Below are 14,747 nucleotides of genomic sequence, written 5' to 3'. Positions count from 1 at the left end.
CTAAGGGCCCCTCGAATGAGGAATCGACGCAGCCGCGATTGTGGCTACAGGCCGGCGTCGACCCGCTCGAAGTCGGTCCGGCAGGGCGGGCCGTCGGCGAACCAGTAGCGGCCCACCGCCTCCTCGGTACCGGATTCGAGGCTGATCAGCGACGCCGACCGCGTGCCGAACCCGTTGCCGTGGATACAGACGTCGTACTCGTGGTCGCCTAGCGCCGCACCCGCCCGGTCAAGCCAGTCGACGGCCGTCTCCTCCGGGTGGGGATCGAGCGCCGCGCGGAGCGCTCGCGCGTTGATCGCCTGCTCGCGGCCGGCTTCGGGACGTGCATCGGGCACGAAGAACGCGTCGTCCACGCCGACGTTGACGACGACGTGAATCCCGGGCTCGAAGTCATTCACCGAGAGTGTGCCGTCCCATTCGAGACACACCGCGCGGTCGGCGTCGGCAACGACGAGGTTAAACCCCGCATACCGATGTGGGGTGACGGCCTCGCGGACGTGGGCGACGGCCTCATCGGTCGACGCACAGCCGAGGCAGTCGGCGACGAGCCGGCCCCGCGAACGGTCGCCCTCGCGGTCGACCCAGCGGTTGGTGACGCCGACGAACACCCCCGCCTCGTTGTAGCCGATCCACGTTCCGCCGGCGGTGCCGTCCCGTGGGGCGATGGCGGCCGGCTCCTCACGGAACCGACCGGGCGGATCCGACGGTCGACCCAGCGCTTCGTCACGGTTGGCGGCGGCGACGACCGGCGCGTCGGGCAAGGCCTGCCAGACGAACACGAGTGTGCACACGGACGGCCGTAGCACGCCCGTATATAAAAGATCGCCTCCGGGTCGAGCGCGCTCGGTCGCCGGAACCGATGGGCATAACAGGTATTCCTGCGAAGGTGAGAGTCAACCCACATGACCAATAATGATACACGCCTGACGGCGAGCGATGTCGCCGAGACGAAGATCGATACCGACCTCCTGATCACGGTTTCGGGGCCGCCGGGCTGTGGGGCGACGACGCTCTGTAACCGGCTGTCGGCGGCGATGGACTGTCCGTACGTCTCCGGCGGCGATATCTTCCGGGAGCTCGCCGAGGAAAACGATATCAGCCTCAACCAGCAGATCGCTGAAGCCGACACCAGCGACTCGATCGACCGCGCGCTCGACGATCGCCTCCAGTCGATCGCCGAAAAGTGGGGGGCGGCGGAGAAACCGTTCATCCTCGAATCACGGCTTGCAGGCTGGCTTGCCGGCGAGCATGCCGACTTGCGGCTCTGGCTCGACGCTCCGGAAGCCGTCCGACTCGACCGGATCGACGGCCGAGCCGAAACCGAGGCCGAGATGCGGGTCCGGGAGGTCAGCGAGGCCGGCCGCTACCAATCGTACTACGATATCGACGTCGACGACCGGGAGTTCTACGACCTGCAGATCAACACCGCTCGGTGGAACAAAGAGGGCGTCTTCCAGCTCGTCCGCGCGGCGATCGAATCCTACGATCGGGAGGCCGACGAGGGAGCCTTCGAGACGCCGCCGGTCGACGTCTAAACACCTCGTTACTCACCGACTATCCTACAGTAGCCGCCGACTACCGGTGCCGACCTACGGGCGCATCCCACTCGGCGAACGGCGTCCCCGTCGAGGACTGCTCGATGTAGGCCTGCTGCATCTCACGGACGGCCTCGGCAAACGGCTGCCCGTCGTCGAGGGCTGCCCGAACCCAGTCGAGTTTCCACTGACTCGGGGTGTATCGCCGGTCCCACCGTGCCTCGATCGGGTCGAGATAGCGGCTGATCGTCTCCTCGCCCACCCCCTGCTCGCGGAGGCCGCGGCGGGCGTACTCGAAGAGCTCCGCATAGATGACCGACGAGTCGGTCGTTTCCTCGCCGTCGACGGTAAGCCACCGCAACTCGGCGTCGACCCCGTCCCGAACGGCGTTGTAAAATGCCGCCTCGGCGGCCGCTCCGTCGAGGTTTTTGACGGGGTGGTCGGCCGCCAGGAGCCCCCGAACGAGCCCGGTCACGAGACACTGGAGGCCGACGATGTCGTCGACGGTCGGCTGGGTCGGGATCGGGCGGTACTCGATGCGGATCGATCGGTCGTCACCGTCGCCCACCGGCTGGCCGCCGGTCACTGCTCGTAGCCACCGCCAGTAGGTCCCGCGCTTGTGGTCGAGCTCCCAGAACTCGTCGGCGAACGTCTCCCGCGGCTCCTCGACCAGCCACTCCCGGAGGAACGGGGCAACTGTCGGATCCGCGACCAGCAGGTCGACGACGTCGGTGGGTTCGTCGAGTTTGTCGGGGAACCGGACCTTCTCCCACGCGCCGTTGATCGGCTCCTCGAAGGCGTCGATCCGGAGTTCGTGGTGAGTGTCGTCGAGGAGCGTCTCCGGGTCGTCGACGTCGTAACAGTCGACCGGCAGCAGCGGCGAGTTGGTCGACAGCGCGAGCACCGGCCCGAGGGTGGCGATCGCGGCGTTGTACGCGTCGGGGAACGTCTCGGTGTCGGGGAGCTGGAGATGCGGCTGGATCGAACTGGTGAGCGATTCGACGAGGATGGTTGGGACCGATACCTCGGCGCCCGGTACCGACAGCGAGACGCTGCCGTCGCACTCGTCGAGGATTGCGGTGTCGATGGCGCTGTACCGCGGCGAGTGAGCCATGTTGTTCGCCACGAGCACGCCGTTCTCGCGGTCGACATCGCCGAAATAGGCGGCGGTCCCCTCGGCCGGCGGCACCGACCACATCGCATCGAGGACGATCTCGCAGCCCGCGTCGCGTGCGGCTGCCCGCGTCGACTCGACGCTGGCTCGGAGCTTGTCGGCTTGGGCTTCGATACCCGCGGCGGTCAGGGGATCCGGCGAGGTGTTGAGTTCGGCGTTGTGCAGGCCGAGTTCCTTCTCACAGTCGGCCTCGAACACCGATTTGGGGAGGCGGGTGAGGGTCGCCTCGTCGTCGACCGCATAGACCTCCAACTCCATGCCAACGCCGAAGTCGGGGGAATCGAGGTCGCCTGCACTGATCGCCTCACGCAGCCGAGCCGACTGGTCGTCGACCCGACGTTCGAACTCGGCGGCCGTCTCGGCCGACAGCGACTGCTGGACGAGATCCAGAAACGTCGATTGCGTCATTTCCCTGAGGGTCGCAATCCAGTCTGATAGACCTGTCGGGGGCGGCAGTCGACGACCGTCGTTCGGCCGGGTAGTCGACACCGTTGGAGCCGCAAAGCAAGTGGAGTCGCCGACCTCTCCGGGATGAACACGGATTTATCCGGCGGCCCTGTAGGTCGACCGTGCAGATCGTGGGCTACGACGCTGCCGACGGCGGGCTGTTGCTGAGCGACGGCGACGGCCTGCGCTACCGCGATCTCGAACCCGGGACCGAACTCGAATACACCCTCGGGCAGCGACACTGCGCGGGCGCGGTCCACGACGAGCGCCACATCGCCTGCGAGAACCCGAAAGCGCCCTACTGCCCGGACCACCAGCATACGTGGGTCTGTGCCCGGTGTACCGGGACGTGTCTCAAAGACGAGATGGACTGTTTCGACGACCACGCGGTCTACCTCGCGGCCTTCGCCCCCGACCGGTTCAAAGTCGGCGTCACCAAGGAGTGGCGGCTGACAACGCGACTCCGCGAGCAGGGCGCGGATCGGGCCGCCCACATCCGGACCGTCGACGACGGCCGGATCGCCCGCCGGCTCGAAGCCGAGATCGCCGACGAGATCCCCGACCGGGTGCGCGTGCCGACCAAGTTGGCCGGGCTTGGTCGGTCGGTCGACGGCGCGGCGTGGGCGGCCCTCTGTGACGAGTTCGAGCCGATCGAAACCTTCGATTTCGACTACGGGCTCGATCTCGACAGCCAGCCGGTCGACGAGACGCTGGCGACCGGGACGGTGCGGGGAACGAAGGGACGGCTGTTGGTGATCGACCGCGGCGGGTCGACCTACGCGGTCGACCTGCGGGCGTTGGTCGGCTACGAGGTGACGGAGGGTCGACAACAGCGGGAACTCCAGTCGAGTCTCGGTTCCTTTTAGTTCAGTTGTTGGACGCTCTGGCTGATGTCTTCGACCTTCTGGGCCTGCTCCTCGTTTGCGGCGGCGATCTCCTGGATCTCGCTGGCGACGGTCTCGGTCTCCTCGACGAGTTCGTTCACCATGCTGGCGACCTCCTCGGTCGAGACGGCCTGATCGTCGGTCGCACTCGACACCTCTTGGATCCCCTGAGAGGCCTCTTGGACCGCTTGGGCGATGTCCTGAAGGGTATCCATCGCGTTTTCGACCTTCTCGATCCCCTCGTCGACTTCCTTGGTCGTCTCTTCGAGGCTGGCGACGGTGTCGTCGGCGTCGGATTTGATCTCTTCGATCATCTTCTCGATCTCCGTGGCGTGTTCCTGTGATTCGCCGGCCAGCGATTTGACCTCGTCGGCGACCACGGCGAAGCCAGAGCCGGCCTCGCCGGCGCGGGCGGCCTCGATCGAGGCGTTGAGCGCGAGGATGTTCGTCTGGTCGGCGATATCGTTGATCACCTCGACGATCTCGTCGATCTCGTCGATCCGATCCTGCAGCGTGCCGACGTCCGCCGAGACGGTCTGTGTCGACTCGTCGACCCGTTCCATCACGTCGATGGCCTCGGTGGCGGCCGCACGACCCTCGTCGGCGAGTTCCTCGGCGTTAGCGCTGGTTGCGGCGACCTCCTCGGCCGTCGAGGCGATCTCCTCGACGGTCGCCGACATGTCGGCGATCTCTTGGGCGACCTCGCCCATCGAGTCCGCGGAGTTGTGCGCGTGATCGCTGATCTCGTTCGTGCTAGCGGTCATGTCCTGGACGGTTCGCTTGATGTCCTGGACGCCGGCGTCGACGTCGTCGGCGACGACCCGCTGCTGTTGGAGCTCTTCTTCGAGCCGCTGTTGGTGTTCCTGCTGGCCCACGGCGTTGGTGATGAACCCCAGCACCGTCTCGACCATATCGTGTTCCTCGGTGAGCCACGGCCCGTCGTCGGCCGGCGGTCGCTCCTCGGTGTAGACGACGTCGATCACGATCCGCGTCCCCTGATCGGTGGTCGCCTCGTGGGTCAACGACTCCCCGGTCCGCTCGAACCCCGGCGATTCGGCGATCCGATCGCCGACTGCGATCTGGGCCTCGGTGACACTTGGATACTGGAACCACTGGGGAAGCTCGTCGACGTAGGTGTCGATCAACTGGTCGATCGTCCGATCGGCATCGGTAAACAGTTCGGTGGCTCGCCGGATCGCCGTCAGCTCCTTGGTTCGTTCTTGGAGTTCGACTTTGGCCGCTGTCTCGCCGAGCTCGCTGAACTGCTCGGCCAGCTGGAACTGCTCAGAAGGAAGATCGGTGTGGTCGCCTGACTGGCTCATACCCTTGGATCGGTAGCGTGACAAAATAACCTACGGTCGCAATTATCCGTGCTGATAACACCCCCTAGGCCGCCGGTGTCGACGAGCTCGGATGAACAACCGTTTTCAGTCCGCCGGTCGAACCGATGGCTATGACTGACGACGAGTCATCAGCCGACGGCGACGAGGGCGAGAACGGAGCGGACGACGAGGAAAAATCGTTCCGCGAGCGGGTCGAAGAGATCCGCGAGAAGCGCCAGAAAGAACGCGAAGAGGGCGGTGAGGGTGCCCCGAGCCCCGAAGAGATGATGGGCGGCGGCGGCCCCGGCATGGGTGGCGGCGGCAACCCCTTCGCCCAGATGATGGGCGGGATGGTGGGCGGCGGTGGCGGCCCCGGCATGGGTGGTGGCCCCGGCGGTCCGGCCGGTCCCGGCGAGGAGTCCGGCGGCAACGAGGAACTGGTCCGTGAGGTCCGCCAGCTCAGAGACGAGGTCAGGGACGCCAACCGCGAGCTTCGGCGGATCGCCGACGCCCTCGAAGACGACTAGCCGCGGTCCGGAACACCTAACAGACCGCCACACACCCCATGAAGTGATGGGGATCGCCGAGGAGCGCATCGACGAACTGTTCGAGCTTGCTATGGCGGCGGCCGCCGGCGGCGAGTACGACCGCTCGCGGGAGTACGTCCGGCTGGCCCGCCGGATCGCCGAGCGGGACCGGTGTGGCCTCCCCCGGCGGTTCAAACGATTCACCTGTTCTCGGTGCGATGTCGCGCTTCGCCCCGGTCGCAACGCCCGCGTCCGTGTCGACGACGGCCGGGTGGTCGTCCGCTGTGACTGCGGGGCGACCCACCGCTACCCCTACGACTGACAGCGGCCGGTATGTAGTTGGGCACAAGGGCTATTGGAGCCTCTCGCGTCACGTGTCGACTACCGTATGTCCGGCTCCCAGTCGGCGGCCGACCGTGCCGCCACGCGCTACCACCACCTTCGAACGCTCGGTGCCCGCGCGTCGATGGTCCTCCGCCGCCGACTCCGCTCGGGGGCGGCCGGCCCGGTCGACGAAGCGGCGCTGGCGGCACTCCTCGACCGATACACTGACGACACCGTCTTCGTTCACGTCGGGCTGCGCGACGTCAACGCCGCCGTCGACGGCGACCCATTCGAGTTCGTGATCGAGGAACTCGACCGCCGCTTCGAGACGATCATCACGCCCGGGTTCACGCCCTCGTTCCGCAAGGACGACGGCCGAGTCTACCACAAACAGTACTCGACGCCCCGCTTCGGTACCTTCGCCAAGCTGTTCCAGTCGGTCGCCGACTACCGAACCGACGACGCGACCAACTCGGTGTTGGTCCGCGGCCCCCGCCGTTTTCCGGACTGTGACCACCACGACACTTGGTCCCCCGACGGCTGTTTCGGCGCGCTCGACGACGACGACGTCCAGTATCTCAACATCGGCACCGACTGGCTCGTCGCCTCCCAGCTCCACTACATCGAGTATATCGCCGACGTCCCCTACGTCGACCCGGTCGACTACGAGGGCGTGATCTACTACGACGAGACCGACCACGAGGAGGTCAGCCAGCGCACCCACCACTACCGGCGGCCGGTGACGTGGAACCGCGCCAAGATCGCCGACGATCTGGTCGACGCCGGCGTCCTCGACCGCTACAATCGCAACGGCCTGCGGCTCTTCGCGTTCAACGCCCGCGAGATGCGGGAGGCCCTCGAACCGAAACTGGAAGCCGACCCCTACTATCTGGTGACCTGAGCGGCGCGTTCGTCCGTGAGACTGCCTCACACCCGGCGAATTCGCCGGATGCCATCGAAGGCTTTATTCGGGCCAGTGGCGTTCGACTCGACAAGTAACCATGGGAGAGAAACCTGCTTCGATGTACAGGGATATCGACAAGCCCTCGTACACACGACGTGAGTACATCACCGGCATCCCCGGCTCGAAGATCGCCCAACACGACATGGGCGACCTGCAGGCCGACCCCGACGACTACCCGGTCAAAATCAGCCTCGTCTCGGAGGAGGCCGTCCAACTCCGCCACGGCTCGCTGGAGTCCTCGCGGCTCTCGGCGAACCGCCACCTGCTGAAGACCCTCGGCGAGGGCAACTACAAGATGCAGCTCCGGAAGTTCCCCCACCAAGTCATCCGGGAGAACAAGCAGGCGACCGGTGCGGGCGCCGACCGTGTCTCAGACGGGATGCGGCAGTCCTTCGGGAAGATCGTCGGCACCGCCGCCCGAGTCGGCGCGAACGAGCCGATCTTCACCGCCTACTGTACCGCTGAGCAGGCTCCCGTCGTCAAGGAAGCCTTCCGACGGGCCTACAACAAGATCTCGCCGCCGTGCCGCATCGTCGTCGAGCGCGGCGAGAAGCTGCTCGTCTCGTAGACTGAACCATCACCGCTTTTGCTGTCTCCCCCCAACCGAGAGCGTATGCTCCGGCTCGCATTGTCGACGACTGCAGAAACCTTCGACCGACTCCGCGAGCCACTTGCCGACCGCGGGATCGACGTCGACCACCTGCAAGCCAAAGAGCGATCCATTCGACTGACCGACCGCGACCCCGTCGACCCCACCGCCGCCTTCGATGTGGGGTTCGTCTTTCCAGGTCGACTCATGGAGGGCACTGCGGTCGACGCCATCCACGACCTCCCGTGGGTCAACGACCGCGAGGCGGTGCTGACCTCCCGCAACAAGGGTGGGGTGATCGCCGCCCTCAGCGAGGCCGATCTACCGGTTCCCGAGACGGTCATGCTCTCGAACCCGGTCGACGAGTCGGTCGTCACCGACGCCGTCGCCGACCTCTCGTTTCCGGTGGTCGTCAAACCGAACTCCGCGACCCGCGGGGTCGGCGTGGCGAAAGCCGGCGACGTAGACAGCTTGCTTGGGATCGTCGACTACCTGAACCTCGTCCACGACTACCGGGCGACCGGCGACAAATCCTATCTGATTCAGGAGTACCTGCCCGACGCCCGTGACTACCGGGTGATGGTCGTCGACGGCGAGTACGTCGGCGCGGTCGAGCGTCGACTGCCCGAATCACTGGGTGAAGGCCGGTGGAAACACAACGTCCACCGCGGCGCGGAAGCCACGGGGGTGGACCTCCCGGCCGAACATCGACGGCTTGCCGAGCGGGTGGCAGATGTACTTGGGATTTCGTATTTGGGTGTCGACCTGCTCGAAACGGACGACCGACTCGTGGTCAACGAGACCAACGCCCGGCCGACAGTGGATGCCGCAACGAAGTACGAAGAGGGCTTCTACGACCGGCTCGCGGACCTGATCAAACGTACTGCTCGCGACGGGTGACGCTACGACCGGATCAGTCGGAACAGCTAGTACTCACTCGCTGAGCACTGTGAGGTCGGTGTTGCTCGCGGCCGAACAGCAGACTGGCGAGTCGTATCCGTCGTCTTCGGCTTCCTCGTCGTTCGTCTGGTCGTCCTCGCTGGCCTCGCCTTGCCCCCGGTTTTCGGCTTCCGGGCCGATCGACTCACGGATCCATTTCGAGATCCCGTCCAGAATCTTGATACCCCGTGACATTGTTTGTGTTCTGAACTTTCGTCACGTGCAGCTAAAACGGTTGTGGCGTGATATCATTGTTCGTGAGTCACGGTGCTGTCGTTCGTGTTGCTGGTACGGATATAATAAACCAGACATCCCCGGCGCGCTCGACCCCAGTACGGCCCGATACCACCTTCTCAGTTCCGCCGGAATCACTCACGTCCGCCCGGAGTCGACCCAGCGAATACGACCGACGACATGAGGTATTCGTCGCTTCGCAGCCGCAGTTTCCGGCGGACCGCCCGGTAGTCCAGACCGTTGTGCGGGCGGCTCCCGATCCCCAACTCCGTCGCCACGAGTTGTAGGTTTTGGATCACGGCCCCGGTCTCGATCCCGGCGAACAGGTACCCCAGTTCGTCGTACTTGGCGGCGGCCCGCTCCGGGGCCGCGGTGATGACAACCACCGCCGAGACGGCGTCGGTGTCGGTGAGCCACGTCCAGGACGTACCTAGCCACTCGGAATAGTCGCCGGCTGCGAGCCGTTCGAGGGTGCCATCCTGAGCGTTGAAATGATACATACCAGCCTCGACGTCGAGGGAATCGACCACGACGGGATACAGCTCGAGCGGGTAGCACGCACCCCCTGAGGCCACCGGCCGCCGCGGCTCGCCACCCTCTGTCTCGCGGATCTCGCCGTACGAATACGCCAGCAGCGTCGCCAACTCCGTGTCGGTAATCGGCCGCCGCTCGGTGGCGTCGGTGTACGACGCCCGTTGCCGGAGCCGCGACAGGAACGTCGACTCGGCGGTCTCGGCGAGCGGAACGGTCTCGGCTCGCTGGTACGTTTTCGACACCGGCTCGGATGCGTGATGGGGCGTCGACGCCGTCGGTTCGAGGGCGGACTCGGCGACCAGTGGCGCGAGGTTCTTGTGGTAGAGTTCGTAGAGGTAGTCCAGATCGTCACTGTCGAGCGGTATGTTTTCCGGCATCGTCATGGGAAGGGGTGTGGAACCGTGTTGAGTGATTCCGCGGTCGGTTGCGTGTCCCGATACCCCATTTCGACCGGCGTCCGATAGAGTCGCTCGCCGCCGAAGTAGCGCAGCCGTTCCAGAAGATACAGCGGCTGGAGCCGCAGGGCGATCACCCGCTGGACCGTGAACCCGAGAGCCGCGATATCACGGGTCGTTACGTCGACCGCGTAGCAGTCGTAGCCCGCTGCGATGACCTGCTCGACGAGGTCCGTCGCCCCCAGATCGGCAGCCTCGAACTCGCCGACCGTCGTCGACCGGCTGCTCTCGATCCAAAAGTCGAGGTCAGCGATCCGCTCTTGGACCGACCAGAACAGTCCCCGGTCCTCGAAGGAGGTGATCTCGTCGGGTGTGAGCTCCTCGGGAGACCGGCCCATGCTATCGATGTTGTGGATCCCCCACAGCCGGGTCTGGATCGCCTCTTCGAGAGCACCCTCTATTGCGGCGGCTGCAGCCGGATCGGCCGCGGCAGCCACGGTAACTGCTGGCCCGCCCGATCGGTCGACCAGGATGGCAATGGCGACCGGCACCCCGAGATCCGTGGTGGCGTCGAGGACGGTAAGTTCGAGTCCCTGTGCCGTCACGCGGTTGGCCAGCCGCCGGAGCCGCGGCGGAGCCGTATCGAGGTCGACGATCGGGAGTTCGGTTTCGTTCAGATACCAGATCATGAACGCGTCGCGTTCGACCAGTTCACAGAGCCCGTTGCGGATCGCCATCGGCCGCGAGGGACCCGCCGCCAAGCCGGTCGAGATCGGGTTCCGAACGAACGGCTCCGCGCTCGTCGGATACGAGAGATAGACCAACTGGGCCGGGACGTAGGTGTCGGCTCCCGAATCGAGGTCCTCACCGACGGTCCAAGACAGTTCGTCGTCGGTCCCACAAAGGCTGGCGCTCCCGGCCATCGATGCCCGCTGCTGTGCCGAGAAGCTCACGATATCCGTCGGGTCGACAGCCGACTTGGGAGCTGACTCCCTGACCGCCTTCGAGAGGTCGACATACGAGGCTGTCCGGAACGCGTCTTGGCGGTAGAGACAGCCACAGTAGCGTTCGATGGCCTCTCCGTAGGTGGCGACCAGCGCCACCTCGCGGCTGAAGCCACAGCCACCCTCCTCGTGTGGCATCGCCGTCCCGTCAGTGAGCGGTTCGAAATCCGCCCGCTCGACGACGTAGCTCTCGATTGTCGGCTCGTCCGGCGGCACCGGCACTCGTCGGACGCCCGTAATGATCCCCGTCGTCGGGTCCGCAATCCGCCGGAGCCGTGCGAGGTCCGTCTCCGTCTCTGCCCTGTCGCCCTCGGCATGGCCGCTCGTGTCCGTGATGGTGATCCCGTCGACCTCAGACATTGCACACCTCACAGTGCGGGAGCGCGAACACCCGCGGTGTTTTCGTCGTCTGGTCGTCGTGGTCGTAGACGACGAACTGTTCGTCGAGGTATCGCGGCACTTGGCCCAGCAGCGTCCGGAACAACAGTTCGGTGACGGTGTCGGCGTAGGCCCGCGCATACGGTGGGTCGCCGGCGACAGCCTCGGTGAAGAGTTGTCCGCCGGCTTTGTTGGCGTCGACCCGGCTGTAGACGCAGTTCAGACAGGCCGGTGCGGTCGGCGTGAGTACCGGTCCGAGCCGCCAGCCCGTCGCCGTCAGCCGCGTCTTGACCAGTGTCGACTCCGAGGCCGCCCACTGCTCGTTGGCCTCAGCCCACGCTTCGCTACGTTCGAGTCGTTCGGACAAAAGAACCACGTCCGGCTCGTCCGTCGAGTCTGTGGTCACCGAGACGCCGGCCGTCCGGAGTCGGTCGACGACCGGCAAAACCGAGTCCCGATGCCCGTAGATGGCCACGGATTTGGAACCGAGCCGGTCCGGGACTGCGTGGTGGTTTTCGGGTGGGATGGCGGTCAGAGCCGGTTCAAGTAATCCGGTACAGGCGTCGTCCAGTCCGGTGGGAATCGCGTCGGCGTTGTACGCGAGTCCGTGTTCGTACAGCAGGTCGACGTCCGCCGCAGTCGCCGCTGGGACCCGTTCGATCAGATCGCTCGCCGCCGTCTCGCCATCCATCGCCGCCAGCAACTCGATGACGGGTTCGACGTGGTCGCCCTGAAGCGTCTTCACCGCGTGCGGCGTCCGAACGACGGCCTCGCCGTCGTGGATCCCATAACCCGTCGGACTGTACAGCGCCGGATGGCCGTCCATTGTCGAGTTGTTATGCTGCGACAGTATAACGTTCCGGGCGGACGCGTCCCAAGAATGGTCCGTCACGAGACAAGAACAATCCGGTCACGAGAACGTGTCGACCGCGCGGATCTCCCCGCCGTCGAACCGGAACACGTCGATAAACTCGAACAGTTCGTCACCCTCGGCATCGAACAGTCGACCGTAGGCCGCGAGGCCGTCGGCCGATTCGAGGAGCGTGTCGACGCGATGGGTGGTGTCGGTCTGGGGCCGACCGGTTCGCATGAACTCGACGAACGCCGCGCGGCCCTCGAAGCTGCGGTCGGGGCGTTGTTGGACGAACTCGGGGTGGAGGATCGACCGCAGGGTTTCGTACTCGTCGTCGAGACACCGGTAGTACTCCGAGACGAGCGTCGACTGATCCATACCGGTGGGTGGGGTGGGTCGACAAAGAGGCTTCTCCCGACCCGACACGGACGGACCGATCCCAAACGCGCCGTTTTTAGCGATTGCAGACGGACATCTGGCTACTGTGGACCTGCACATCCGGTACGAGGGCGACGACGACCCCCAGAAGTGTACGGCCCGAAAGCTCGCCAAGTTCGACCGTGCCGAACTCCACCGCAGCCACCGCGGCACACCCTACGGCGTCGTCCTCAACCCTCACGCCGAGCAGGCCCTCTCCCCGGCCGACCGTTCGGTTGCCAGCGACGGCGCGCTCGTCGCCCTCGACTGCTCGTGGGAGTCGGCGGGCGAGGCCCGGTTCTCGATGGCTGGCGAGCACCGCGCGCTGCCGTACCTCGTCGCCGCCAATCCCGTCAACTTCGGTCGACCGATGGAACTCACGACGGTCGAAGCCCTCGCCGCCGCCTGCTGTATCTTCGGCGAGCGCGAGCAGGCCGAAGACATCCTCTCGAAATTCACGTGGGGCGAGACGTTCCTCGAACTCAACGACGAACCGCTCCGGCGCTATGCCGACTGCGAGGACTCCGCGGAGATCGTCGACATCCAGCAGGAGTACCTCGACCGCTGATTGTTTTCTCACAGACTGTCGCCGGGAACGAACAGAGCTATCACCGCCCGCTTTGAGTGGCAGGTAATGAGCGAGGACGTCGCGGAGCGCTCGCTGGCCGACCACCGACGCGTGGTCGACCGCATCTGGACGCAGTATCCCGACCGACAGAACCGAACCTCCTCCTCGTGGTGGTGGTTCATCCTGTTCCCCGAGAGTGAGGCGGGGTACGGCCCCGAACAGCTGATGTTTTCGATCGCCTCGCGGGCAGGCGACGACATTCGCGTCAACGACATTCCGATGCAGGGGCTCGATCTCGACCGCCCGGTCGAGGGGAGCGTCGACGAGTTCAGTGCGATCTCGGTCGGCTGGTACGGCGACGACGAGGCGGTCCACGACCGGCTGGTTAATCAACCGGCTACCGCGCGGCTCTCAGACGGGGAGATTTCGGCATGGACCGATGGTGAGAACGGCGAGCGGGGCGGGGAGATCAGGGCGTCGACCGACCGACCGCTCGGATTGGAGGCCCACTTCGCCGGCGAAAAAGGCGAGGCGAAGTTCGAGGCATGGGGCGATCTGGAGAACCGCGTCGACTCGCCGGTGCAGGCGATGGATACCCACACCCCGGTCGGCGGCATGGATCTGGTCGCGTGGCGGCGAATGTGGTTCGAGGGCGAGTTCGACCTCCCCGACGGCCCCGAGCAGCTTTCGGGGATCTGCTACTTCCAGCGCGTCTGTCTCAACCTTCCGCTGTTCCCGTGGAAGTGGATCTGGGCCTTTTTTCCCGACGGTACTGCCTTTTCGGCTTTTATTCCATTCTTGGGGCCGCAGGTGCTGCGCCGTGGCTATCGCTTTTTCGACTCGAAGCGAGTAGAGCGGTCGACGATACCGATTCGGCAGTCGGCCTTGTGGGAGTCGTCGACGGGCGACCGGATCGTCGAGTTCGACTCGGCGACCATCGAACCGGTGTTCGACGGCGGCCCACACCCACACTTCGAGGTCGAAGTGAGCGATGGCAACGGGAACCACGTCGCGTTCACGGCGACCAGCTACGGCCACGCTCGCAACTACATCGACCGCTCAATACTGGGCGGGCTCACCGAGAGCCACTGGAGCTACAACGAGTACCTGTTCCGGATAGACGATTTAACCGGCGTTGTCGAGGGGAAGCCGATAAACAGCGAAACGATGGGGCAGGGATTCGGGACCTTGGAGTACGCCTGCGGGCTCGGGCTGTAGCTACGAGAAGACTGCGCCGAGTGCTCCGGCCAGCGCGCTGTCGACGGCGAAAATGAACGTCACGACCACTCCACCGACGAGTACGCCACCAAAGCCGAGCGCGCTGCCGAGGGGTCCACCCACCAGTCCGAGAAGTCCAGCGACGACCGCAAAGCCGACCGTGAGCACGATACCAGCGACCGACCCCGCCAGCAGGCCGTGCCACGCCCCGTTCAGCAGACCGCCGCCCGCGAGATAGCCCGCCGCCAGTCCCCCGATGATGCCCGCGCCGATGTGGCCGACGACGGGCAGACCGGTCGCCAAGATGCCCGCGATCACGATCACGAGGAAGCCGATACCGACCGCTCGCCAGTTTGTCATACCAACCATAGGATACGACCGGCCAAAAGCATGCGGTCGGCCGATCAGCCGTGTTTTTATTAACCCCGTGGCGAGCATAGC

The 14,747-nt window shown here is 65.5% G+C and carries 18 protein-coding genes; 9 read left to right on the top strand and 9 right to left on the bottom strand.

The window, feature by feature from the left end:
• Positions 1-44: 44 nt before the first annotated feature.
• Complete coding sequence (locus NKJ34_RS05525; protein WP_253737278.1) at positions 45-791, bottom strand: NRDE family protein; 747 nt, start codon at positions 789-791, stop codon at positions 45-47.
• A 111-nt stretch (positions 792-902) separates the two neighbouring features.
• On the opposite strand from NKJ34_RS05525, the gene cmk reads away from it, so the two are divergent.
• On the top strand, positions 903-1,535 hold the full coding sequence (gene cmk, locus NKJ34_RS05520) for a (d)CMP kinase (RefSeq protein WP_253737277.1): 633 nt from the start codon (positions 903-905) through the stop codon (positions 1,533-1,535).
• A gap of 40 nt (positions 1,536-1,575) precedes the next feature.
• Here cmk and NKJ34_RS05515 read toward each other — a convergent pair whose 3' ends face one another.
• Positions 1,576-3,117, bottom strand: coding sequence for a glutamate-cysteine ligase family protein (locus NKJ34_RS05515; protein WP_253737276.1), 1,542 nt, complete (start codon positions 3,115-3,117; stop codon positions 1,576-1,578).
• 161 nt (positions 3,118-3,278) lie between these two features.
• Here NKJ34_RS05515 and NKJ34_RS05510 point away from each other — a divergent pair, with 161 nt between their 5' ends.
• Positions 3,279-4,022 carry a DUF2797 domain-containing protein gene (locus tag NKJ34_RS05510; protein ID WP_253737275.1) on the top strand — a complete coding sequence of 248 codons (744 nt, stop codon included), beginning with the start codon at positions 3,279-3,281 and terminating at the stop codon, positions 4,020-4,022.
• On the opposite strand, the gene NKJ34_RS05505 is transcribed toward NKJ34_RS05510, so the two are convergent.
• Positions 4,019-5,362: a methyl-accepting chemotaxis protein gene (locus tag NKJ34_RS05505; protein WP_253737274.1), complete on the bottom strand. Its 1,344-nt coding sequence runs from the start codon at positions 5,360-5,362 to the stop codon at positions 4,019-4,021. The genes NKJ34_RS05510 and NKJ34_RS05505 overlap by 4 nt on opposite strands.
• A gap of 131 nt (positions 5,363-5,493) precedes the next feature.
• Here NKJ34_RS05505 and NKJ34_RS05500 point away from each other — a divergent pair, with 131 nt between their 5' ends.
• From NKJ34_RS05500 to NKJ34_RS05480, 5 genes are all read left to right on the top strand, one after another.
• Positions 5,494-5,889 (top strand): hypothetical protein, encoded by a 396-nt coding sequence (locus NKJ34_RS05500; protein WP_253737273.1) that lies wholly within the window; start codon positions 5,494-5,496, stop codon positions 5,887-5,889.
• 46 nt (positions 5,890-5,935) lie between these two features.
• A complete protein-coding gene (locus NKJ34_RS05495) occupies positions 5,936-6,211 on the top strand; it encodes a ribonuclease P protein component 4 (protein WP_253737272.1) in 276 nt (91 codons plus the stop codon).
• Positions 6,212-6,277: 66 nt separating this feature from the next.
• The gene (locus NKJ34_RS05490) at positions 6,278-7,114 is read left to right on the top strand and encodes an AAC(3) family N-acetyltransferase (protein WP_253737271.1); all 837 of its coding nucleotides are present in this window, start codon (positions 6,278-6,280) and stop codon (positions 7,112-7,114) included.
• A 100-nt stretch (positions 7,115-7,214) separates the two neighbouring features.
• The gene (locus NKJ34_RS05485) at positions 7,215-7,745 is read left to right on the top strand and encodes a 50S ribosomal protein L16 (protein WP_253737270.1); all 531 of its coding nucleotides are present in this window, start codon (positions 7,215-7,217) and stop codon (positions 7,743-7,745) included.
• A 45-nt stretch (positions 7,746-7,790) separates the two neighbouring features.
• Entirely contained in the window at positions 7,791-8,666 is an 876-nt protein-coding gene (locus NKJ34_RS05480; protein WP_253737269.1) for an ATP-grasp domain-containing protein, read from the top strand.
• A gap of 33 nt (positions 8,667-8,699) precedes the next feature.
• On the opposite strand, the gene NKJ34_RS05475 is transcribed toward NKJ34_RS05480, so the two are convergent.
• The 5 genes from NKJ34_RS05475 to NKJ34_RS05455 form a co-directional block, all read right to left on the bottom strand.
• Positions 8,700-8,900, bottom strand: a complete 201-nt coding sequence (locus tag NKJ34_RS05475; RefSeq protein WP_253737268.1) for a hypothetical protein — start codon at positions 8,898-8,900, stop codon at positions 8,700-8,702.
• Positions 8,901-9,073: 173 nt separating this feature from the next.
• Positions 9,074-9,856, bottom strand: a complete 783-nt coding sequence (locus NKJ34_RS05470) for a SagB family peptide dehydrogenase (protein WP_253737267.1) — start codon at positions 9,854-9,856, stop codon at positions 9,074-9,076.
• Complete coding sequence (locus NKJ34_RS05465) at positions 9,853-11,232, bottom strand: YcaO-like family protein (RefSeq protein ID WP_253737266.1); 1,380 nt, start codon at positions 11,230-11,232, stop codon at positions 9,853-9,855. The genes NKJ34_RS05470 and NKJ34_RS05465 overlap by 4 nt, the downstream gene beginning before the upstream one ends.
• Positions 11,225-12,076, bottom strand: coding sequence for a hypothetical protein (locus NKJ34_RS05460; RefSeq protein ID WP_253737265.1), 852 nt, complete (start codon positions 12,074-12,076; stop codon positions 11,225-11,227). The genes NKJ34_RS05465 and NKJ34_RS05460 overlap by 8 nt, the downstream gene beginning before the upstream one ends.
• A gap of 84 nt (positions 12,077-12,160) precedes the next feature.
• A complete protein-coding gene (locus NKJ34_RS05455; protein WP_253737264.1) occupies positions 12,161-12,481 on the bottom strand; it encodes a nuclear transport factor 2 family protein in 321 nt (106 codons plus the stop codon).
• A 106-nt stretch (positions 12,482-12,587) separates the two neighbouring features.
• Between NKJ34_RS05455 and NKJ34_RS05450 the strand changes: the two genes are divergently transcribed.
• On the top strand, positions 12,588-13,088 hold the full coding sequence (locus NKJ34_RS05450) for a DUF367 family protein (protein WP_253737263.1): 501 nt from the start codon (positions 12,588-12,590) through the stop codon (positions 13,086-13,088).
• A 66-nt stretch (positions 13,089-13,154) separates the two neighbouring features.
• Entirely contained in the window at positions 13,155-14,306 is a 1,152-nt protein-coding gene (locus NKJ34_RS05445) for a hypothetical protein (RefSeq protein ID WP_253737262.1), read from the top strand.
• Here NKJ34_RS05445 and NKJ34_RS05440 read toward each other — a convergent pair whose 3' ends face one another.
• Positions 14,307-14,666, bottom strand: coding sequence for a DUF5518 domain-containing protein (locus NKJ34_RS05440; RefSeq protein WP_253737261.1), 360 nt, complete (start codon positions 14,664-14,666; stop codon positions 14,307-14,309).
• Positions 14,667-14,747 lie beyond the last annotated feature (81 nt).

This window comes from Halohasta salina, assembly GCF_024178165.1.
GTDB classification, from domain to species: Archaea; Halobacteriota; Halobacteria; order Halobacteriales; family Haloferacaceae; genus Halohasta; species Halohasta salina.
Note: the sequence above shows the minus strand (reverse complement) of the source record. Positions and strands in the feature narration are given on the sequence as shown.

Excerpts from the sequence above, each read along its gene's own strand:
- NKJ34_RS05465 (WP_253737266.1), bottom strand. The coding sequence starts at position 11,232 with ATGTCTGAGGTCGACGGGATCACCATCACGGACACGAGCGGCCATGCC.
- NKJ34_RS05495 (WP_253737272.1), top strand. The coding sequence starts at position 5,936 with ATGGGGATCGCCGAGGAGCGCATCGACGAACTGTTCGAGCTTGCTATG.
- NKJ34_RS05505 (WP_253737274.1), bottom strand. The coding sequence starts at position 5,362 with ATGAGCCAGTCAGGCGACCACACCGATCTTCCTTCTGAGCAGTTCCAG.
- NKJ34_RS05480 (WP_253737269.1), top strand. The coding sequence starts at position 7,791 with ATGCTCCGGCTCGCATTGTCGACGACTGCAGAAACCTTCGACCGACTC.
- NKJ34_RS05470 (WP_253737267.1), bottom strand. The coding sequence starts at position 9,856 with ATGACGATGCCGGAAAACATACCGCTCGACAGTGACGATCTGGACTAC.
- NKJ34_RS05440 (WP_253737261.1), bottom strand. The coding sequence starts at position 14,666 with ATGACAAACTGGCGAGCGGTCGGTATCGGCTTCCTCGTGATCGTGATC.
- cmk (WP_253737277.1), top strand. The coding sequence starts at position 903 with ATGACCAATAATGATACACGCCTGACGGCGAGCGATGTCGCCGAGACG.
- NKJ34_RS05475 (WP_253737268.1), bottom strand. The coding sequence starts at position 8,900 with ATGTCACGGGGTATCAAGATTCTGGACGGGATCTCGAAATGGATCCGT.
- NKJ34_RS05455 (WP_253737264.1), bottom strand. The coding sequence starts at position 12,481 with ATGGATCAGTCGACGCTCGTCTCGGAGTACTACCGGTGTCTCGACGAC.
- NKJ34_RS05485 (WP_253737270.1), top strand. The coding sequence starts at position 7,215 with ATGGGAGAGAAACCTGCTTCGATGTACAGGGATATCGACAAGCCCTCG.
- NKJ34_RS05500 (WP_253737273.1), top strand. The coding sequence starts at position 5,494 with ATGACTGACGACGAGTCATCAGCCGACGGCGACGAGGGCGAGAACGGA.
- NKJ34_RS05460 (WP_253737265.1), bottom strand. The coding sequence starts at position 12,076 with ATGGACGGCCATCCGGCGCTGTACAGTCCGACGGGTTATGGGATCCAC.
- NKJ34_RS05515 (WP_253737276.1), bottom strand. The coding sequence starts at position 3,117 with ATGACGCAATCGACGTTTCTGGATCTCGTCCAGCAGTCGCTGTCGGCC.
- NKJ34_RS05445 (WP_253737262.1), top strand. The coding sequence starts at position 13,155 with ATGAGCGAGGACGTCGCGGAGCGCTCGCTGGCCGACCACCGACGCGTG.
- NKJ34_RS05490 (WP_253737271.1), top strand. The coding sequence starts at position 6,278 with ATGTCCGGCTCCCAGTCGGCGGCCGACCGTGCCGCCACGCGCTACCAC.